Consider the following 20,607-nt stretch of genomic DNA (forward strand, 5'->3'; position numbering starts at 1 on the left):
AAAAAATAGAAAATTATGTCAGTTTTAGTATATACAGAATCAGAAGAAGGAAAATTCAAGAAAGTCGCTTTTGAAGTGGCTTCTTATGCAAAAGCCGTTGCTGACCAAATGGGAACCACGGTAACTGCAATTACAATTAATGCCGATGATGTTTCAGAATTGGGAACCTATGGCGTTGATAAAATATTAAAGGTAAACGATTCAAAATTGGATGCTTTTAATGCCAAAACATTCGCTCACATTATCAAACAAGCTGCTGAGAAAGAAGGCACGAAAGTGGTGGTGGTAAGCTCAAGCGCAGACAGTAAATATCTTGCGCCATTATTGGCCGTAGGTTTAGATGCAGGGTATGCTTCCAATGTGGTAGAAGCGCCAACAAGCGCGGACCCATTTACAGTAAAACGAACCGCTTTTACCAATAAGGCATTCAATTTTACAACTATTGATACCGATGTAAAAATTGTTGGCGTATCGAAAAATGCTTTTGGATTAAAAGAAAATTCGGGACCTGCAGCTGCTGAAGAGTTTTCACCCTCCATCCCAGAAAACGGCGTTCATGTGGAATCTGTTGATAAAGCCACAAATACCGTGACTATCGCAGATGCTGAAATTGTAGTTTCTGGTGGACGCGGATTGAAAGGTCCTGAAAACTGGGGAATGATTGAAGAATTAGCAGAGGTTTTAGGAGCAGCCACAGCATGTTCAAAACCAGTGTCAGATTTAGGTTGGAGACCTCACGGAGAACACGTAGGCCAAACAGGGAAACCAGTAGCCTCAAACTTATACATTGCCATTGGTATTTCTGGCGCCATCCAACATTTAGCAGGTATCAACGCCTCTAAGGTCAAAGTGGTGATCAACTCAGATCCGGAAGCGCCATTCTTCAAGGCCGCAGACTACGGTGTAGTTGGTGATGCTTTTGAAGTTGTTCCAAAACTCATAGAAAAATTAAAGGAATTTAAGGTTCAAAACGCTTAAATTTATTAACTTGTAGCAGCAATGCGACTGGTACATAAAATAGTTGCCACAAATACATGACTCATATCTTAAAAGAGTTCATGTATTTGTGGCAAAAATTTTCAAAATTCTTTTTTCGTTAGGGGACTTCACAAAAAAATTATGTGGATCACAGTTGGTAAAGTCCTTATTTAAACAGTTATTTGCTTTTTATTTATATGAGTTTAGTCCGATTGAACATAAAGGGAATATCCTATAGTCAAACGCAAAATGGTGCGTATGCCTTGATATTGAATGAGGTAGATGGCGATCGAAAACTTCCAATTGTCATTGGTGCATTCGAGGCACAATCTATTGCAATAGCCCTCGAAAAGGAAATCCGTCCGCCACGTCCCTTAACCCATGATCTTTTTAAAAATTTCGCTGATCGTTTTGATATTATTGTCAAACAAGTCATTATCCACAAATTGGTAGATGGCGTCTTCTACTCTAGTTTGATTTGCGAGCGTGATAAAATTGAAGAAATTATAGACGCACGGACCAGTGATGCTATTGCTTTGGCACTGCGTTTTCAAGCCCCCATTTTTACTTATAAGAATATTTTGGACAAAGCAGGAATCTACTTAAAGGTCAATCCGCAAAAAGAAGATGAACAACAAGACAGTATTCTTCTGGACGATTTGGTAGCTGAAGAAATAGAATCCAGCATTCATGATGATTACAAGAATAAAACCCTTGAAGAACTCAACTCTTTATTGGAACAAGCCGTCTTAAGCGAAGATTATGAAGTAGCCGCGAAAGTAAGAGACGAAATTTCCAAACGCTAAACAACCTACCAGATGAAACACTTCTTTTTAGCTTTTATAGCTATTTTTTTTGGAATAACAACAATAATAGCACAAAGCATAGAGAAGACATGGCAGATTGAAGCTGTCCAAAATGATCAAGGTGTAAATCTTTATAACATCAATCAGGAAACAGATGTGCTATCACTCACAGATGGCGACTTCACCTTCTATTTAGAGGCAAGAGATAGCAGCATTACAAAGGGCAGCTATATTACCCAAAACAAACTTCTCATATTTTATTACGATAATCCATCGGAAGACATCACCCGTTTTAAAATCGAAACATTAACTGATTCGACTTTGGTGCTTCAAGACAAAGAAATCAACTATATATTTTCGACTCCCAAAGAAACTTTAGTCGTTACTGAAGCGGCCACTAGTGGTATCATACCAAGTCAAGGTTTTAGCATGTCAAGTTTACTGCGTGGTGCTTTGGGCATGTTTGTATTGCTGCTGCTATCGTTTCTTTTAAGTCACAACAGGAAAGCCATCAATTGGAAAACCATAGGCTTTGGGCTTGCAGCGCAATTGCTCTTGGCTATTGGAGTTTTAAAAATTCCCTTCGTTCAAAAAGCATTTGAGATTGTTGGAAAAATGTTTGTAAAGGTATTGGAATTCACCCAAGCAGGAAGTGAGTTTTTACTAGGGGACATGATGGATATCAGCAGTTTCGGGTTCATCTTCTTGTTTCAGGTATTGCCAACCATTATTTTCTTTTCAGCATTAACGTCTTTATTATTTTATCTGGGAGTTATTCAAAAAGTAGTTTCAGGTATGGCTTGGGTATTGACCAAACTATTAAAAATTTCAGGTGCTGAAAGTTTAAGTGTTGCTGGCAATATTTTCTTAGGTCAAACGGAAGCACCACTTATGATCAAGGCCTATCTTGAAAAAATGTCCAAGTCTGAGATTTTATTGGTCATGATTGGTGGAATGGCCACCGTGGCTGGTGGAGTTCTTGCTGCTTATATCGGGTTTTTAGGTGGAGAGGACGAAGCATTAAAACTATTTTATGCGAAGCATCTTTTAACCGCATCTGTAATGGCCGCTCCCGGAGCAATTGTCATTTCAAAAATGCTATATCCTCAACAACAGGAAATCAATACTGACATTGAGGTAACTCAAGAAAATATTGGCTCTAATGTCTTGGACGCTATTGCCAATGGAACTACCGAAGGTCTAAAATTAGCCGCCAACGTAGGTGCCATGCTTTTGGTGTTTATCGCCTTTATTGCCATGATTAATTATGGTTTTGGAAAATTAGGTAGCTTGACTGGTTTAAACACTTTGATTGCCAATAATACGCCTTACTTGGCTTTATCCTTAGAGTTTATTTTAGGGTATGTCTTTTCTCCATTAATGTGGCTTATTGGCGTTGCCAAAGAAGACATGGCACTTATGGGACAGTTGTTGGGGATTAAATTGGCGGCGAGTGAATTTGTTGGCTATATCCAACTGGCAGAACTTAAAAATGTAGCGAGTGCAACCCATTTGAAGTTTGAAAAATCAATAATTATGGCCACGTATATGCTATGTGGATTCGCGAATTTCGCATCCATCGGCATTCAAATTGGAGGCATAGGATCTTTAGCTCCCGGACAACGCAAAACCTTATCTGAGTTTGGATTGAAAGCGCTTATAGGCGGAACGATTGCGTCATTATTGTCTGCAACTATTGCGGGGATGATTATTGGGTAAAAAGCCCCATTGTCCTTCGGACATTTCCCCGAAGGGAAAAACTTAAAAAACCAAACCTTGTCCGTTGATAACTTTTGATATCATTCCTGAAAATTTCAGTAACAGTTTACAGTTTTTTTTAATTTTGACTTTCTATCAAATTAAGTTAATGAATTAATGAGATTCCTGCCTTTCCAGGAATAGGCCTATGAAACAATATCACGACCTCGTAAAACATGTACTGGAGAACGGAAACCAAAAAGGAGACCGCACAGGAACAGGAACAAAAAGTGTTTTTGGGTATCAAATGCGTTTTGATTTAAGCGAAGGTTTCCCCATGGTCACCACCAAAAAAGTACATTTAAAATCCATTATATACGAATTGTTATGGTTTTTAAAAGGCGACACTAACATCAATTACCTCAACGACAATGGCGTGAGAATCTGGAATGAATGGGCAGATGAAAATGGCGACCTTGGCCCCGTTTACGGTCATCAATGGCGCAATTGGAACAACGATGAGATTGATCAGATTAAGGATATTGTAGACACACTAAAAACCAACCCTAATAGCCGCCGCATGTTGGTTTCCGCATGGAACCCGTCAGTGTTGCCAGATACTTCAAAGTCGTTCTCAGAAAATGTTGCAAATGGCAAAGCCGCGCTTCCACCGTGCCACGCTTTTTTTCAGTTTTATGTGGCTGACGGAAAACTATCCTGTCAATTATACCAACGCAGTGCTGATATTTTTCTGGGCGTTCCTTTTAATATTGGTTCCTATGCCCTTTTCACGATGATGATGGCCCAAGTTTGCGGTTATGAGGCAGGAGATTTTATCCACACCTTTGGTGACGCCCATATTTACAACAATCATATGGAACAGTTGGAGTTGCAATTATCTCGTGACATCAGACCACTCCCAAAAATGATTTTAAATCCTGAGATTAAAGATATCCACGACTTTAAATTTGAAGACTTTACTTTGGAAGGCTACAATCCGCATCCACACATTAAAGGGATTGTTGCGGTTTAGAGAGTCCCTAATTATATAGACCACATCTGCAATAATAAAATAACATTCTTATAGTTGGCCTTTTTAATTATATTGAATTTATAGTGCTTTATAGTTATAGAAACCCTATTCAAGTGCATCATGTATTGGTCTGATAAGTTGGTCGTTTTAAATATGTTTCTACCATTTCTTTTTTTGAATACCCGCATTGAGGGGATGTCTACAGAGTAATTTGGGAATCCAATATGTTGAATACATGACCATTATAAAATGTGTTGCACACCAAAATTAATTACATCACCATTACATTTCACCAGGGCAAAACTTGAAAAACAAATTGCGAAAGCATTCGGGCCTCAAATAACCATCTAATTTGAACATTTATTTATTCTTAAATTTTGTCCGTAGGTATTTTCATAACTATCTTGCCGCCAATATTATGTGAGCCTTGAGGGTGCATCCAATTAAAATGTATCATGGGTCTCACCTAAGCTTACTATTATACAAAAAAATTAAAACGAATTACAAGTTCGGTTCTTGAGAGTGCTACTGAAGCCCTATGTTTATCCAGGACTTGATTAAAAAAAATGTAAACTATGAAAAAATCAGTACGTCTCACATTGCTTATTGCGCTCGTCGCAGTTTTCATTTTCAACTGTCAAGAAGAACAGTCTAAATCTATAAACAAAATTGAAAGAAAGAATTTTGGCGAAGTTAAACGAGGTGCCAAAAAAACTCCTGAACAGCGTGCCCTGTATCACGAAGCCAGAGAACTTCATGAATTTTACCGGCAGGTCAATCCTGCTACGGGCAAAGTCCCAATCAGTGAGAAACGTCAAGAATTCAGACAAGCGGAAGATTCAAAATTCAGGTCTAGCAATCCCATGGCTAGAAGAATTCAAACCAATTACATCAACCGTGGGCCCACTAATTTTGGAGGTAGAACGCGTAGCATCGTTATAGACCGGACGGATCTTTCTGGCAATACTATTTTAGCAGCAGCGGTAAGTGGTGGCGTTTTCAAAACCATAAATGGAGGATCAAATTGGATTAAAGTTTCTTCCAATGATGCTATCCACAATGCGACTTCACTTGCACAAGACCCACGTGCAGGATTTGAAAACATTTGGTATTATGGTACAGGAGAAGGAAACGGAAATTCAGCAGCCCTAGATGGGGCTTTTTATCTTGGACAAGGTATTTGGAAATCTATTGATGGCGGAAATACCTGGAGGCAAATACCAAATACAAATTCAGAATTTACGGCCTATGATTCAGCCTTCGATATTACCTACAAATTGGAAGTGCACCCTATAACTGGCGATTTATATGCAGCCTTAGGGGGTCAAATAAAAAGATTTAATGGGACTTCTTGGACTACAGAAATTGAAAATTCAAGTGTGTTTACTAACCGCCATACTGATGTGGTGATTACTTCCAACGGACGTGTGTATGCGGGTTTCTCTGGTACCAATGACGCAGCAACCAGAGGTGTTTGGACCTCACCAACGGGAAATGGATCGTGGACCAGATTTAATGAGCCCTCATTTAAACCTGCGGGGAGATTGGTTTTAGCACTAGCCCCTTCAAACCAAGACAAGCTCTATACCATCTTTGACAATGGAAAAAATTCCGATTGTGAAAAAGTAGCCATAGTTGGTGCAGAACTTTGGATGTGGGATCAATCTACCTCAATTTTTACCAATTATTCTAGCAAGCTCCCTGATGAGCCGGGATGCTCCGACGGCAATGATCCATTTACCAGTCAAAAAGGTTATGATTTGGAAATTAGTGTCAAACCAGATAATGAAAACTTTATAGTGATAGGTGGCTCCAATGCCTACAAAATAGAAAATATTACCACCCAAAGTATGTTTACCAGAATTGGAGGATATAAAAATGCAGACAATTACGAGATTTACAACCTAGGCACAAAAGTGGAGCACCATCCAGACATTCATGATTTGGTATTTAGCATTACCAACCCGAGTGTTTTGTTTTCAGGAACAGATGGTGGGGTACATAAAACTACTGATGTTACTCGATCCATAGTAGGCTGGGAGAATTTGAATAACAACTACCAAACGTATCAATATTATCACGTTGCCATTGATCCACTTCCAGGCTCTGACATAGTGATTGGCGGCACACAGGATAATGGTACTAAGGCTGGTGGCACACTTGTGGGCACGCCAGACCTCACCACCCAATTTGGGATTTACGGAGGCGATGGTGTAGCTGTTGGAATTTCTAGAGATCAGCCATGCTTACCAGTATTCTTAGGTTCTCAATTTGGTGATTTTATGCGCGTTTGTGATGACTATATTTCGATTGCCCCTGAAGGTTCGACGAGTAATTTTGTTACCTACTTTCATTTAGATCCTGATAATAACAATGCCTTATATTATGCCGGAAAGAATACCCTTTACAAAACAATCGATGCTTCTAATGTGACCACGCTTACATGGACCAACATGGGAACTACATCGGTTTTTACACATGCTGATAATTTTGAAATATTTTCAACCACAAGAGGCACCTATAATCCTAACAGCAGTTATTTGTTAATGGGAGGAGACCAAGGTCATATCTACAAACTTAACGATCCACAAAATGCTGCCAGTTTATCATTAGCAACTGATATTACACCGCCGACGGCTACCACTGGTTTTCCTTCTATTGTGACTGGTTTGGCCATCCATCCTACCAATAAGGATATTGTTTTGGCCACCTATTCAAATTATGGTACCAATAGTATTTTTCTGACCACCAACGCCACCTCAGCCCAACCCACCTGGGCTCTTGTAGAGCGTAATTTATCTGCACACTCCATTAGATCAGCTGCTATTGCGGAAGTGAAAGGGGAAACTATTTATTTTGTCGGAACCGCCCGCGGACTCTATAGCACGGCAGATCCTGTAAACCTAGATTGGATCAGAGAGGCTCCTGAACTGATTGGTCAGGCCTTGGTGAGCTCTCTTGCTTATAGGCCGTCAGATAACCATTTACTTATTGGTACGCATGGCAATGGGATGTACGAAGCCGTTTTGGAAGGCACCCTAACAGTTGATGACAAGGCGCTAAGTGTCGCTATTAAACTTTACCCTAACCCAGTGGAAGACTCCTTCAATATCAGAATGCCTTTGGGGAATGCCGGTAAGGGTACGTATGCTATCATAAACAATTTAGGACAGATTGTATTGAGAGGAAAATTAGAAGAGAAACCAATACATGTGTCCAGCTTGCAAAGTGGAACGTACTTCATAAAATTGTATGTTGATGATAAAACAGCGGTCAAACAATTTATTAAGAAATGAGATTATAACGCTCATTCTAATAGTATAAAATCTAAAAAGCGTTTTCCTAAGGGAGAACGCTTTTTTTATAGGATAAAATTTAAGCTACAGATTTATAACAGCATTCTCGCCGCCAAATACATTCGGTTTGTAAGCATCTGCCTGCTCATCATTGATGAACGTGCCGTCTACAAGGTACTTAAACTCATAGGAGTGGTCTTTTAGCAAGTCCACAGTACCCTTAAATGTTCCGTTCTTTAATTTCTTAAGCTGCACAGCGTCGCTCTCACTCCATTCATTGAAACTTCCTAAAACGCTCACTTTCTGAGCTTCTTTAGCAGGGAGTGAAAAAGTCACTTTACAAATAGACTTGTTTTTGAGATATTGTTTTGTAATTGCCATAATTGAAATTGATTAGTTTGCCTCAAATGTATAAAACAATTCACTGGCTCAGACCATTCAACTTCCCTAAAATCACATATTTATCAATTTCTTAAAATTGGGTTTCGTATGTATTGAACTTAAGAAAGAAACAGTCCTTATTTTACCGAATTGTTAATTAATGAGCGTCTTTTACTGTGATTTTCAATAAGTTTACGCGCCAATATTTTGAGATGGTTCTCTATTTAAAGTTTTTTGAAGCGCATTTTCGATGTCGTCAAAAAAAACTAACTTTACATAAAATTTTAACACTATGTTCGGTAAAAAGAAATCTATACCACAAATCGATAAAGAGCAAATGCATCTTATTGAGAATGCGCAACGCAGAATTAAACAGAAAAAGCGCTTGTATTTTCACTTTGTTATTTTTTTAATTGGTGCCATTTTTCTTATTGTTTTAAACACGGTCTTAGGCGTTGGTGAGCAAACAAAGATTTTTGGATTGGATTGGTTCGTATTTGCCATTTTAGCGTGGTTATTTATTTTTTTCATCCATCTATTCAATGTATTTGTCACCCATAAATTTATGGGCAAAGAGTGGGAAGAAGCACAACTTAGCAAACTAGTGGCTCAGCAAAAGGAGCGCATTTCGAAACTTGAGACAGAGGTTGAAAAAACAAACCCAATTGAGAAACCATATCCAATTGAAACAGCAATCAGTCCAGAAAAAAAAACGAAGGTTCGTAAAAATCTTACCCTCATCGCTGCGGCAGGAGAAAATGATACTATTGGCAAGGACAATGAATTGATTTGGCACCTGGGGGATGATTTGAGGCGTTTTAAAACTTTGACCTCTAACCATTGCATGATTATGGGAAGAAAGACCTTTGAAAGTTTTTCCAAACCACTTCCCAATAGAACACATATTGTCATAACTCGCCAGCAAAATTACACAGTGCCCACCGGTGTTATTGTGGTTCATAATTTAGAAGATGCCCTCGATGCGGCAAAAAATGATGTGCAGCCCTTTATCATTGGCGGTGGCGAAATTTACAAACAAGCCCTTCCCTATGCTGATAACATTGAATTGACTAGAGTTCATGAAAGTTTTGATGGCGACGCATTTTTCCCAAAAATTGATCCCTTAGTTTGGAAAGAAACACAGACTAAACTGCATCAAAAAGATGAGCATCATAAGTATTCGTTTTCATTCATCACCTATCAAAGAAGATAAAACCTGACCAGTGAAGCTTAAAAGAAGACGGAAGTTAGTCACCTATCTCAATATTCTAGACCAACCCATTCAATTTAATCCCTTCGTATTCAGCAGGAAATTTATACTCTGGGCTCTTCTCGGGTTATTTGGCGGTATCATTGCGAGCGTCTACTGGATTGTCCTTGAATTTTTGACCCATCAGCTGTCCTTTTTTGAAGGTTGGCTCGTCATTCCTACAATGGCGATTTGTGGTTTATTGGCGGGATTGGTTATTCATTTTATTGGAGACCCTGGAGAAATCCATCTTATTGTGAACAACATCCGGTTTAATAAAGGAAGGTTAGATCCTAAAAACAACCCTTCCATGGTATTATCTTCACTGCTATGTATTGCATCAGGTGGAAGTCTCGGGCCTGAAGCCCCACTAGTACAAGTAACCGGATCAACAGGCACTTGGTTGGGAAAGCTATTCCGGCTCAAAGGGGAAGAACTCCGCTCCATGAGTATTGCGGGTATGGCTTCTGGCTTTACAGCCTTATTTGGTGCGCCATTAGGCGGAAGTTTATTCTCTCTCGAAATTTTGCACCATAAACACGCTGTAGAGTATTACAAAGCGATCATTCCGGCTTTTGTGGCGAGTTCTTTTAGCTATATCATTTTTGCCCTCATTGTACATTTAGGTATCGGTCCTACGTGGAATTTACCTTCTTATGAAATGCAAGATAAGTTTGATTTTGCCTACGCCATATTGTTTGCAATAAGCGCCACCTTTGTGGGTTGGCTGTTTATATTTTGTACGAAGTTTTTTAAATCGGCTTTTGGAAAATTACAAGCCCCCATATATGTAAAGACGACCATCGGCGGAATTGCGCTTGGCATTATCGTTTTCTATCTCCCAATTACACGGTATTTTGGACATCATGAAATCAGTGAATTGCTGGTTAGGGATTATTCAGTAAGCCTACTGATCGCCATTTTGGCTTTTAAAATAATAGCCATCGCCATTACTGTAACCTCAGGGTGGCGTGGTGGATTTATTATTCCGTTGTTCTTTTGTGGCGCTACCTTAGGGTTGATCATTCACCAATTTCTGCCTTCCATCAGCTTATCTCTAACCATCGTCAGTTGTATGGCTGCTATTAATGCCTGTGTGACCAGAACCCCAATGAGTACCACTATCCTACTGGCTACCTTAACGGGCTTTACCTATTTTATCCCCATATTGTTCGCGAGTTTGACCGGGTATTTTTTAGCCCCAAGGATTCCGTTTATTTCTTCACAAATGGAAAACATTGATGAATAACTGTTTTCAAGAATAGCAACTACGTCATTATCTAGAGACCGTTTTATGGGAAGGCGTCAAAAGAATAAATTCCCATCGGTTCATTCTAGCCGCTTTTTAATTAATTTTGCAGCATGATAAAAGACATTCAGCTTCGGGTAACGCTTCAAGAGGAAAACTATCCTGATATTCTAACGCGAAAATCAGCTGAATTTCTCGGGATGCAGAGTGAAGAAATTTCGGGAGTTAAGATACTTCGTAAATCAATCGATGCCAGAAAAAAACAAATTATTTTCAATTATAAAGTCGCCGTTTATATCAATGAACCTGTTCCTGAAACGTCAGATTATCACTTTGATTACAAAGATGTTTCCAAAGCAAAACCGGTCCACATTATAGGTTTTGGTCCGGCAGGAATGTGGGCCGCATTGCGCTGTATTGAATTGGGTTTTAAACCGATTGTTTTGGAACGTGGAAAAAATGTGCAGGATAGACGTCGTGATTTAAAAGCGATCAACCAAGACCATGTTGTGAATGAAGATTCCAATTATTGTTTTGGAGAAGGTGGTGCCGGCACCTACAGCGATGGTAAATTATACACCAGAAGTTTGAAACGTGGTGATGTACGTCGCATTTTTGAAAACTTAGTATTTCACGGGGCGACAGATCAAATTTTGATTGATGCGCATCCGCATATCGGCACCAATAAACTGCCTAAAGTGGTTCAAAATATTCGCGAAACTATTTTAAATTTCGGTGGCGAAATTCACTTTGAAACCAAAGTCACTGACTTTATCATCAAAGACCAGAACATCAAAACACTTGTCCTTCACAATGGCAAAGCCATGGACGTAGAGCGCGTCATTTTAGCCACAGGGCATTCGGCACGCGATATTTTTTATTTGCTTCATGAAAAAAACATTGCATTGGAAGCCAAATCATTTGCCATGGGCGTGCGTGTAGAACATCCGCAACATATTATCGATTCAATCCAATACAGTTGTAGTGATGAGCGTGACCCCTTATTACCTGCTGCAGCTTATAGTTTGGTAGATCAGGTCAATGAGAGAGGTGTATATTCCTTTTGCATGTGTCCTGGCGGATTTATTGTGCCGGCCGCAACCGCAAATGGAGAAGTAGTCGTAAACGGTATGTCGCCATCCAAACGCAACAATCAATTTGCAAATTCTGGGATTGTTGTTGAAATTAATGCCGATAAAGATTTATATAAATATGAACACTTTGGGGTTTTAAAAGCTTTGGAATATCAAAAAGATTTGGAGCGGTTAGCATTTACCTCTGGTGGCCGAAGTCAAGTAGCCCCAGCACAACGTCTCACAGACTTTGTAGAAGGAAAGCTGTCAGCAAACCTCAACCCTACCTCCTATCAACCCGGATTGAAATCGGCGCCCTTGCATTCCTTGCTTCCAAAATTAATTGGCGGACGTTTGCGAAACGGATTTAAGATATTTGGCGAAAAAATGAAAGGTTTTTACACTGAAGAAGCCAATATTATAGGGGTAGAATCACGCACCTCTTCTCCTGTGAGCATCCCTAGGAATGAGCGTTTGGAACATCCTCAAATTGCCAATTTATTCCCTTGCGGTGAAGGTGGGGGTTATGCGGGCGGCATTGTTTCAGCAGCTATGGATGGGGAACGTTGTGCCGAAGCGGCCATCATTGGATTATAAATTATTCCGAAGTATTAAAAATGAAAAGCGAAAAGGAAAAAATGATTGCTGGCGATATGTATGACCCAACCGATGAAAAATTGGTTGCAGACAGAAGACAAGCGCGCATTTCATTTGGCAACTACAACACTTCGCATCCCGATGAAACGCCGAATAGAAAAGACTTGCTTGAAACTCTCTTTGACAGCCCATCTAGAAACCTTTATATAGAACCTCCCTTCTATTGTGATTATGGTTATAATATTCAATTGGGAGAAAATGTATACATGAACTTCAACTGCTGCATTTTAGATGTGGGTATTGTGAAAATCGGAAACAACACCATGTTAGGTCCCAACGTTCAAATTTATACGGCAACCCATCCATTAAAGTTTAAAGCACGGAACAATGGTTTGGAATATGCGAAACCCATTACTATAGGAAATAATGTTTGGATTGGTGGCAATTCTACAATTTGTCCAGGTGTCACCATTGGGAATAATGTGGTCATTGGTGCCGGATCTGTGGTTACAAAAAGTTTTCCAGATGATGTGGTTATAGCTGGTAATCCTGCCAAGATCATTAAAACTATTGATAATGACTAGTATTAGATAATTTAGTTGCTAATATCCTCAGCAGATGATCTTATAAAAACAGCGTTTATTTTTCTATTTCGCATTTTATTGGAGACCGGTATTGGTTCTTTAATCTAAAAGCAGCGGTCTCACGCCTTAAAAAAATATTCTTATTTTTGCACCACTAAAATGAACCTATGATAAACGCATATATATTTCCTGGACAAGGCGCCCAATTTTCAGGAATGGGATTGGAACTTTACGAAAAATCCTCCATCGCCCAAAAACTTTTTGAACAAGCCAATGACATTCTCGGCTTTTCTATCACTGATATTATGTTTGAAGGCTCTGCAGAAGATCTTAAAGAAACGAAGGTTACCCAACCGGCCATTTTTTTACACTCAGTTATTTTGGCAAAAACCATGGGTGACACTTTCAAACCAGATATGGTTGCAGGTCATTCCTTAGGTGAATTTTCAGCCTTGGTGGCCAACGGCACTTTAACTTTTGAAGATGGTTTAAAACTCGTATCACAACGCGCTTTGGCGATGCAAAAAGCTTGTGAATTGAAACCAAGTACCATGGCTGCTGTTTTAGGACTTGAAGATGTCCTTGTTGAAAAAATATGTGGAACTATTGAAGGCATCGTCGTGGCGGCAAATTATAACTGTCCAGGACAGTTAGTGATCTCTGGAGAAGTAAACGCGGTTAATCGCGCTTGTGAAGCCATGAAAGAAGCTGGAGCCAAACGCGCTTTAGTATTGCCAGTTGGTGGTGCATTCCACTCTCCTTTAATGGAACCTGCAAGAGAAGAATTAGCAGCTGCTATTGAAAACACACCATTTAGTAAACCAAATTGCCCAATTTATCAAAATGTCACTGCCAAAGCGGTCATTAATGAAAACGATATCAAAGCCAATTTAATGTCGCAATTGACAGCTCCTGTGCGCTGGACGCAATCTGTACAGCAAATGATTGCAGATGGTGCCGTATTGTTTACTGAAGTTGGCCCTGGGAACGTACTTCAAGGATTGGTCAAAAAGATTGACCGAGAGGCGCAAACTGCAGCAGCAACCTTTACCCCTAATTTATAGCCGATGAAATTATCAAGAAACTTAAGCATCATCTTATTGATTGTTGCCAATATTGCCCTAGATCAAATTTCGAAATTTATTGTCAGAGCTAAAATTGGACAACATGAGGTTATCGAGCTCATCGGTGACACTTTTATCATGACCAAGGTAGAAAATGAAGGCGCCTTCTTAGGCATGGGAAGTGATTTGGGTCCGACTTTAAAATGGATTTTATTGCTCATCCTACCAGTCATTGTATTGGGAGGTGTGATATATTATATACTGACAAATAAAACTTTGGACAGACTGAGTCTCATCGCCTTTTGTTGTATTATTGGTGGCGGCATTGCCAATGTATTTGATAGGTTTATGTATGGGTCAGTTACTGATTTTTTCCATATTGACCTAGGAGGGGTTTTTAGAACAGGTATTTTCAACTTTGCTGATATGTCTGTAAGCTTTGGGATGATTTTATTGATCATCGCAAGTTTCACCCAAAAGAAACAAAAAAATTAAGCGCATAAAAAAAGCCTCATTTTCATGAGGCTTAACTATCTTTTAAGCTGTAAGGTTGCACTCTTCACAATCCTTAACTTTTCCATAGTACGTTTCTCTGTATTTATGGAGTGTTTTAAAAGGAATACTCAAAAATTGCTTTTTGATGTAGGTAACATTGGTTACCAATGCTCCCATTTTTGGTGTAAATCGGGCTTCAGCTTTTGTTTCTCTTCTAATGCTAATCAGTTTCATGTGTTCTTTCGTTTATCGGACAATTCAATTACAAAACAATTAATTCTTCTCACAAAAAAATAATGGTATTGTTGTCATCAACTGCCGCTTGTCAGTTATCATTACTTACAAATAAACAACTTCCAACGCAGAAACGCAAGCTATTAGAGTTAAAACCATGTGAGTCAACAGCTTAATTATGACACCTACAATTATTACCTGTTTTCATTGCCATATTCACAACTGAATGGATTGATGATTACAGGATGCGAAACGCTAAAACACCTATTGTTTGTATATTTTACCCTCTTTCATGACGAAAACAACGTTAGTCATAGTATCAATATTAGATGTTGGATCGTCATTTGTTGCGACAATATCAGCTAGAAATCCGCCTTTTAATTGCCCAATTTGCGCTTCCATTTTAAGAAGCATGGCATTGGTAACCGTTGCACTTTGTATCGCTTTAATGGCTGGCATTCCTGCCTCCACCATATAGCCAAATTCTTTTGCATTTTCACCATGTGCAAATACAGCAGCGTCAGTACCGAAGGCAATCCCTACGCCACTTTTATAAGCTCTTCCAAACATATCTTGAATTTTAGGTCCGATATCCAAAGCTTTCCCAACAATCACTTCTGGATAATAATTTGGTATTTTAGCTTTCTCTGAAACCGATTTTCCAGCGGTAATAGTGGGCACCAAATACACATCGTGTTTTTTCATCAGTTCCATGGTTTGCTCACTCATCAAGGTGCCGTGTTCAATAGTTTTAACACCACCAAGGATGGCACGTTGCATGCCTTCATCACCATGGGCGTGTGCAGCCACATAAAACCCATAATCTTTGGCCGTTTCACAAATAGCCTTGATTTCTTCTAAAGTAAATTGCGGATTCTGTCCGCTCTTGGCAACACTCAAAACACCACCAGTAGCTGTAATTTTTATCCAATCAGCTCCATTTTTATAACGTTGACGCACTGCTTTTTTGGCGTCATCCACACCATTGACAACACCTTCTTTGGGTCCTGGATCACCCACCAAGTCGTCTTTGGAACCATTGGAAGGATCAGCATGACCACCTGTTGTAGCCAAAGCTTTTTCGGCAGTAAAGATTCGAGGACCGTCAACTTTCCCAGCATTGATCGCATTTCTTAAAGCGACATTGACGCCTGAACCTCCTAAATCCCTGACCGTTGTAAAACCAGACATTAATGTCACCTCTGCAAAATGTTGTGCATTGAAGGCGATATCGGCGTCATTAAGTGTATACTTTTCAAGATAAGCTCCAGGATTGGTCTCACTTTCAATATGAACATGCATATCAATAAGTCCTGGCATCACTGTTTTATTTTTCAGATCAATCAGAATATCTTTATCAGATTTAGGCTTCGAAAAACCATCCTCAATAGCCATGATCTTGGTACCTGAAACGATAATCGTTTTGTTGGTCAAAACTTTACCTTCTTTGGTGTCAATTAATTTTCCGCAATGCAAATACGTGTTTTGTCCAAAGACGAAGGCCGTCACTAAAAGACAACAAAGAAGGATTGATTTATTCATACTATTTTATTTTAGATGTTTCTAAGGTGTTTTTCCCATTTCCAAGCAGATAAGAGGGCTTCATCCAGATTGCTTTCTGCCTTCCAGCCTAAATCTGTATTTGCTTTCGTCGTATCAGCATACGCTTGGATGACATCACCTTCACGTTTTGGAGCAAATTTGTAATTCAATTGTTTACCTGAAACTTTTTCAAAAGATTGAATGACTTCCAAAACGGTGCTCCCCGTTCCTGTTCCCACATTAAAAGTCTCATAGTTTGTCGTATTATTTTGCCCCAGTAATCGTTCCAAAGCCACTGCATGTGCTTTTGCCAGATCCACAACATGAATATAATCTCTTACACAGGTACCGTCAGACGTTGGATAATCATTTCCAAAAACCGAAAGTTCCTGCCGTAATCCTGCAGCTGTTTGTGTGATAAAAGGCACTAAATTCTGAGGCACACCAATTGGTAATTCGCCAATTTTTGCGCTTTTATGCGCCCCTATCGGATTAAAATAACGCAGTGCAATCGCATTCAAATTAGTGTTCACCTTACAAGTATCTTTAATGATTTCCTCACCAATTTGTTTGGTGTTTCCATAAGGGGATTCTGCCATTTTTATAGGTGCTGATTCGGTAATGGGCATCTGATCTGCCTGTCCGTAAACCGTGCATGAAGAACTGAAAATAATATTTTGGGTTGGTAATTGCAAGATTGATTTCAGCACGTAAACCAAGGTGTTAATGTTGTTTTCATAATACAACAACGGTTTTTCAACGCTTTCTCCAACCGCTTTGCTTGCCGCAAAATGGATCACACCAACAATATCCTGATGCTTTTCAAAAAATGATTCCACTTTAGATTTTTCTTTTAAATCCAATTTTTCAAATAGCGGTGCTTTTCCAGTGATGGCTGTGATTCCAGCTAAAACATCAATAGAAGAATTTGAAAGATCATCAAGAATAACAACCTCAAACCCTTTTTCCTGTAATTCTACGACAGTATGTGACCCTATAAAACCTAAACCTCCGGTAACTAAAACCTTTGCCATTTATGAATTGGAGTTTATAAAATTAATAACTGTAGCGGTGATGAATTCAATTTGATCTGCATCCAACTCTGTATGCATTGGCAAAGAAATCACTTCTTTTACCAACTGATTGGTCACCGGAAAATCTTCTTCTTTATATCTTGCGTCTTTATAGGCCTTTTGAAGGTGCAACGGAATTGGATAGTACACGCCACATGGAATCCCGTTTTCATTCAAATGCTTCACCAAGGCATCACGGTCTACCCCTTTCAACTTTAAGGTGTATTGGTGAAAGACATGACAATCACAAGTGTCACAGATCCCTTTACAGGTATCGATACCACTCGGAATGGTTATATTTTTGTGATCTTTAAATGCCGCATTATAAGCTCTTGCAGCGTTGCGACGTGCTTGATTGTAAGTATCAAGATGTGGCAACTTGGCGTCCAAAACGGCGGCTTGGATAGAGTCCAAACGCGAATTCACGCCCACCACATCATGATGGTAACGCTCATACATGCCATGATTCACGATGCCTCTCAAACGATGGGCAAGCGCATCATCATTCGTAAAAATAGCACCACCGTCACCATAGCACCCTAAGTTTTTGGATGGGAAAAAGGAGGTTGAAGCCACATGGCCAATTGTCCCTGCTTGTGCCTTTCTACCATCGCTAAAGGTATAAGTGGCACCAATGGCCTGCGCGTTATCTTCTATCACATATAAATTATGCGCTTCGGCAATTTCCATAATGGCTTCCATATTGGCACAGTAACCAAACAAATGTACCGGAACAATCGCTTTCGTTTTTGGGGTGATTGCCTTTTTAATAGCCTCAACATCTATATTGAAACTGTTTGGATCTACATCAACCAAAACCGGTGTCAACTGCAATAACGCAATGACCTCAACGGTGGCAGCGAATGTAAAATCAGCCGTAATAACTTCATCACCTGGCTTTAAATCTAAGCCCATCATGGCAATCTGCAAAGCATCGGTGCCATTGGCACAAGGGATGACATGTTTGACCCCGAGATAGGTTTCTAAATTTTTCTGAAATTGATGTACCTGAGGTCCATTAATATAGGCCGTAGTGTCAAGAACTTGGGCTATGGACGCATCAACGACGTCCTTAATTTTTTGATATTGACCCTTAAGATCAACCATTTGTATGTTTTTCATCTAATTTTATGTAGGAATGAATAATTAAAACCCAATGGCTTTATGATGTAGCGAAATTACAAAATTGTGCTGCTTATACCAATCATTCCTAAAGGTTTAATTTTGTTTGTAGCACGATAATACATTGCCTACACTACTAACAGAATTAAAATTCAAGGGTGTTTTTTAACTAAAATAATAGAAAGAAATGTATTTTAGCGCAAATCATTTTCGTTGAAATTACTCTACAATATAGCGCTCCATAGTGCCGAATTTTTTCTTAAAATTCTAGCTTTTTTTAATGACAAAATTAAGTTGGGAGTAGAAGGCCGCAGTACAGCTTTTAAAATTTTAGAAGGACACCTCTCTGCCAATGACCAAACCTTTTGGTTCCATTGCGCGTCCCTTGGCGAGTATGAGCAGGGACTGCCCATTTTTAAACAACTCAGAGAGGCACATCCGCATTATAAAATTGTGTTGACCTTCTTTTCGCCTTCAGGTTATGAAATAAGGAAAAACACTCCTGTTGCAGATGTGGTGGTATATCTTCCTATAGATACTCCAGCCCATGCGAAACGATTTGTAAAACTCGTCCATCCTGAACTCACCATTTTTGTAAAGTATGATATTTGGCCCAATTATCTGTCTGAATTGAAAAAGCGACACCTAAGAGCCATTCTTATTTCAGCTGTTTTTAGAAAGGATCAGCCCTACTTTAAATTTTATGGCGACATCATGCGTGAGGCTCTAGTTACATTTGAGCATATTTTTGTTCAGAATGAAAGCTCAAAGATTTTATTACAATCTCTTCATTTCGATAATGTCTCAGTTGCAGGAGATACACGCTATGATCGCGTTTCGGATCAATTGCATCAGGATAATCATCTGCCATTTATTGAAAGTTTTAAAGATGGCAAACTATGCGTAGTTGTTGGAAGTTCGTGGCCTGAGGATGAGGGCATGTTTGTAGACTATATCAATTCGGTTTCATCAAAAGAGGTGAAATTCCTGATAGCGCCCCATACTATTAAGAAACAGCAAATAGCCGATTTTACTGGAAAACTTAAGAAAAAAACGATACTGTTTTCAGAAAATGAGGGTAAAAATCTTGCCGATTATCAGGTTTTTGTAGTAGATACAATTGGTATTTTAAGTAAGATTTACAGTTATGCAGACATTGCTTATGTGGGTGGTGCTATGGGACAAACGGGACTTCATAATATTTTGGAACCTGCTGTTTTTGGCGTTCCCATTATTATCGGTAATAACTACAAGAAATTCCCAGAAGCCTTTCAAATGATAGCGAATGGGGGCGTTGTTTCTATTAGCAACAGTCTAGAACTTAAACATACTCTTGATGCGTTGGTTGAAAATTCTAACAAAAGAAAAGCGCTTGGCGAATTAAACGAGGCTTTTATCAAAAAAAATAAAGGAGCAGTCGTACAAATAATGGAGTATATCCGCACATACAAATAAAACAAGAGCTTGATATCTTAAAAAAATGTTAATACTTTTGTTGGAGCGACACACAAGTTCCATAGATTTGCACAGTTAATTAACACTAAAATAATCACGATGAAAAAATTATTATTAAGTACGGTATTGGTTGTAGCACTTGGCCTAACTTTTACTTCATGTAGAGATACAGAAAAGAAAGCAGATGACATGGGTGACACTATTGAAACTACTGCTGATGATGTTGCTGACAAAACTGAAGGTGCCTTAGAAAAAGCTGGTAAAGCTATTGATAATGCCGCCAATGAAGTCAAAGAAGCAGGCAAGGCTATTGATAGTGCTGCAACGGAAGTTGTTGGTGACGACAACTAATCTAACACTTAGTTACAACATATTTTAAAGACCTGACACCTGTTGGGTCTTTTTTTGCAGTATCAATAAAACAAAAAAGCCGAAACTTTCGTTTCGGCTTTTCTTCTGTACTCAAGGCGGGACTTGAACCCGCACGCCCTAATGGGCACAGGATTTTAAGTCCGGCGTGTCTACCAATTCCACCACTTGAGCAGGTGCACAAAGTATTCATTATTTAAAAACAACGTTCCGCAGCAACGGAATCCATACTTTTACTTTCTTTTATACTGAGCGAAAAACGGTCCCGAAGCGTCGGGAGAACCCGTGACCTCTTCCTATTGAAGCGGT

Annotated in this window: 18 protein-coding genes and 1 tRNA gene; 13 read left to right on the forward strand and 6 right to left on the reverse strand. The window is 39.2% G+C overall.

All coding sequences use genetic code 11. The features are described from left to right. Positions 1–15: 15 nt before the first annotated feature. From A9996_RS08550 to A9996_RS08570, 5 genes are all read left to right on the forward strand, one after another. Positions 16–978 carry an electron transfer flavoprotein subunit alpha/FixB family protein gene (locus A9996_RS08550; protein WP_066433202.1) on the forward strand — a complete coding sequence of 321 codons (963 nt, stop codon included), beginning with the start codon at positions 16–18 and terminating at the stop codon, positions 976–978. A gap of 197 nt (positions 979–1,175) precedes the next feature. Next, positions 1,176–1,784, forward strand: coding sequence for a bifunctional nuclease family protein (locus tag A9996_RS08555; protein WP_066433204.1), 609 nt, complete (start codon positions 1,176–1,178; stop codon positions 1,782–1,784). Between the two features lie 12 nt (positions 1,785–1,796). Next, the gene (locus A9996_RS08560) at positions 1,797–3,503 is read left to right on the forward strand and encodes a nucleoside transporter C-terminal domain-containing protein (protein WP_066433206.1); all 1,707 of its coding nucleotides are present in this window, start codon (positions 1,797–1,799) and stop codon (positions 3,501–3,503) included. A 187-nt stretch (positions 3,504–3,690) separates the two neighbouring features. Continuing rightward, a complete protein-coding gene (locus A9996_RS08565; protein ID WP_066433208.1) occupies positions 3,691–4,515 on the forward strand; it encodes a thymidylate synthase in 825 nt (274 codons plus the stop codon). Positions 4,516–5,090: 575 nt separating this feature from the next. Further along, positions 5,091–7,811: a T9SS type A sorting domain-containing protein gene (locus A9996_RS08570; RefSeq protein WP_066433212.1), complete on the forward strand. Its 2,721-nt coding sequence runs from the start codon at positions 5,091–5,093 to the stop codon at positions 7,809–7,811. Between the two features lie 84 nt (positions 7,812–7,895). Here A9996_RS08570 and A9996_RS08575 read toward each other — a convergent pair whose 3' ends face one another. Continuing rightward, positions 7,896–8,192, reverse strand: coding sequence for an isoamylase early set domain-containing protein (locus A9996_RS08575; protein WP_066433214.1), 297 nt, complete (start codon positions 8,190–8,192; stop codon positions 7,896–7,898). Positions 8,193–8,484: 292 nt separating this feature from the next. Here A9996_RS08575 and A9996_RS19610 point away from each other — a divergent pair, with 292 nt between their 5' ends. The 6 genes from A9996_RS19610 (at position 8,485) to lspA (ending at position 14,503) form a co-directional block, all read left to right on the forward strand. Then, positions 8,485–9,405: a dihydrofolate reductase gene (locus tag A9996_RS19610; RefSeq protein ID WP_083993897.1), complete on the forward strand. Its 921-nt coding sequence runs from the start codon at positions 8,485–8,487 to the stop codon at positions 9,403–9,405. Positions 9,406–9,415: 10 nt separating this feature from the next. After that, entirely contained in the window at positions 9,416–10,690 is a 1,275-nt protein-coding gene (locus A9996_RS08585) for a chloride channel protein (protein WP_066433215.1), read from the forward strand. Positions 10,691–10,803: 113 nt separating this feature from the next. Continuing rightward, entirely contained in the window at positions 10,804–12,360 is a 1,557-nt protein-coding gene (locus A9996_RS08590) for an NAD(P)/FAD-dependent oxidoreductase (RefSeq protein ID WP_066433217.1), read from the forward strand. 20 nt (positions 12,361–12,380) lie between these two features. Then, positions 12,381–12,944: a sugar O-acetyltransferase gene (locus A9996_RS08595; RefSeq protein ID WP_066433218.1), complete on the forward strand. Its 564-nt coding sequence runs from the start codon at positions 12,381–12,383 to the stop codon at positions 12,942–12,944. Between the two features lie 170 nt (positions 12,945–13,114). Then, positions 13,115–14,008: an ACP S-malonyltransferase gene (fabD, locus tag A9996_RS08600; protein ID WP_066433341.1), complete on the forward strand. Its 894-nt coding sequence runs from the start codon at positions 13,115–13,117 to the stop codon at positions 14,006–14,008. 3 nt (positions 14,009–14,011) lie between these two features. Then, positions 14,012–14,503 carry a signal peptidase II gene (gene lspA / locus A9996_RS08605; RefSeq protein ID WP_066433219.1) on the forward strand — a complete coding sequence of 164 codons (492 nt, stop codon included), beginning with the start codon at positions 14,012–14,014 and terminating at the stop codon, positions 14,501–14,503. A gap of 42 nt (positions 14,504–14,545) precedes the next feature. Here lspA and A9996_RS08610 read toward each other — a convergent pair whose 3' ends face one another. From A9996_RS08610 to A9996_RS08625, 4 genes are all read right to left on the reverse strand, one after another. Then, positions 14,546–14,737: a hypothetical protein gene (locus A9996_RS08610; protein WP_066433220.1), complete on the reverse strand. Its 192-nt coding sequence runs from the start codon at positions 14,735–14,737 to the stop codon at positions 14,546–14,548. A gap of 264 nt (positions 14,738–15,001) precedes the next feature. Continuing rightward, the gene (locus tag A9996_RS08615; protein ID WP_066433222.1) at positions 15,002–16,279 is read right to left on the reverse strand and encodes a metal-dependent hydrolase family protein; all 1,278 of its coding nucleotides are present in this window, start codon (positions 16,277–16,279) and stop codon (positions 15,002–15,004) included. Between the two features lie 11 nt (positions 16,280–16,290). Then, a complete protein-coding gene (gene galE / locus A9996_RS08620) occupies positions 16,291–17,313 on the reverse strand; it encodes a UDP-glucose 4-epimerase GalE (RefSeq protein WP_066433224.1) in 1,023 nt (340 codons plus the stop codon). Further along, positions 17,314–18,474, reverse strand: a complete 1,161-nt coding sequence (locus A9996_RS08625) for a DegT/DnrJ/EryC1/StrS family aminotransferase (protein ID WP_066433225.1) — start codon at positions 18,472–18,474, stop codon at positions 17,314–17,316. A 213-nt stretch (positions 18,475–18,687) separates the two neighbouring features. Here A9996_RS08625 and A9996_RS08630 point away from each other — a divergent pair, with 213 nt between their 5' ends. After that, a complete protein-coding gene (locus tag A9996_RS08630) occupies positions 18,688–19,929 on the forward strand; it encodes a 3-deoxy-D-manno-octulosonic acid transferase (RefSeq protein ID WP_066433227.1) in 1,242 nt (413 codons plus the stop codon). 99 nt (positions 19,930–20,028) lie between these two features. Next, positions 20,029–20,280, forward strand: a complete 252-nt coding sequence (locus tag A9996_RS08635) for a hypothetical protein (RefSeq protein ID WP_066433229.1) — start codon at positions 20,029–20,031, stop codon at positions 20,278–20,280. A gap of 108 nt (positions 20,281–20,388) precedes the next feature. Here A9996_RS08635 and A9996_RS08640 read toward each other — a convergent pair. Continuing rightward, a tRNA-Leu gene (locus A9996_RS08640) sits at positions 20,389–20,472 on the reverse strand. Positions 20,473–20,607: the final 135 nt, after the last annotated feature.

It is taken from the genome of Gelidibacter algens, assembly GCF_001678675.1.
In the GTDB taxonomy this organism is placed as follows: domain Bacteria; phylum Bacteroidota; class Bacteroidia; order Flavobacteriales; family Flavobacteriaceae; genus Gelidibacter; species Gelidibacter algens.

What these genes read in the sequence shown, in the direction of transcription:
- A9996_RS08550 (WP_066433202.1), top strand. Translation starts at nt 16, where the DNA reads ATGTCAGTTTTAGTATATACAGAATCAGAAGAAGGAAAATTCAAGAAA.
- A9996_RS08555 (WP_066433204.1), top strand. Translation starts at nt 1,176, where the DNA reads ATGAGTTTAGTCCGATTGAACATAAAGGGAATATCCTATAGTCAAACG.
- A9996_RS08560 (WP_066433206.1), top strand. Translation starts at nt 1,797, where the DNA reads ATGAAACACTTCTTTTTAGCTTTTATAGCTATTTTTTTTGGAATAACA.
- A9996_RS08565 (WP_066433208.1), top strand. Translation starts at nt 3,691, where the DNA reads ATGAAACAATATCACGACCTCGTAAAACATGTACTGGAGAACGGAAAC.
- A9996_RS08570 (WP_066433212.1), top strand. Translation starts at nt 5,091, where the DNA reads ATGAAAAAATCAGTACGTCTCACATTGCTTATTGCGCTCGTCGCAGTT.
- A9996_RS08575 (WP_066433214.1), bottom strand. Translation starts at nt 8,192, where the DNA reads ATGGCAATTACAAAACAATATCTCAAAAACAAGTCTATTTGTAAAGTG.
- A9996_RS19610 (WP_083993897.1), top strand. Translation starts at nt 8,485, where the DNA reads ATGTTCGGTAAAAAGAAATCTATACCACAAATCGATAAAGAGCAAATG.
- A9996_RS08590 (WP_066433217.1), top strand. Translation starts at nt 10,804, where the DNA reads ATGATAAAAGACATTCAGCTTCGGGTAACGCTTCAAGAGGAAAACTAT.
- A9996_RS08595 (WP_066433218.1), top strand. Translation starts at nt 12,381, where the DNA reads ATGAAAAGCGAAAAGGAAAAAATGATTGCTGGCGATATGTATGACCCA.
- lspA (WP_066433219.1), top strand. Translation starts at nt 14,012, where the DNA reads ATGAAATTATCAAGAAACTTAAGCATCATCTTATTGATTGTTGCCAAT.
- A9996_RS08610 (WP_066433220.1), bottom strand. Translation starts at nt 14,737, where the DNA reads ATGAAACTGATTAGCATTAGAAGAGAAACAAAAGCTGAAGCCCGATTT.
- A9996_RS08615 (WP_066433222.1), bottom strand. Translation starts at nt 16,279, where the DNA reads ATGAATAAATCAATCCTTCTTTGTTGTCTTTTAGTGACGGCCTTCGTC.
- galE (WP_066433224.1), bottom strand. Translation starts at nt 17,313, where the DNA reads ATGGCAAAGGTTTTAGTTACCGGAGGTTTAGGTTTTATAGGGTCACAT.
- A9996_RS08625 (WP_066433225.1), bottom strand. Translation starts at nt 18,474, where the DNA reads ATGAAAAACATACAAATGGTTGATCTTAAGGGTCAATATCAAAAAATT.
- A9996_RS08635 (WP_066433229.1), top strand. Translation starts at nt 20,029, where the DNA reads ATGAAAAAATTATTATTAAGTACGGTATTGGTTGTAGCACTTGGCCTA.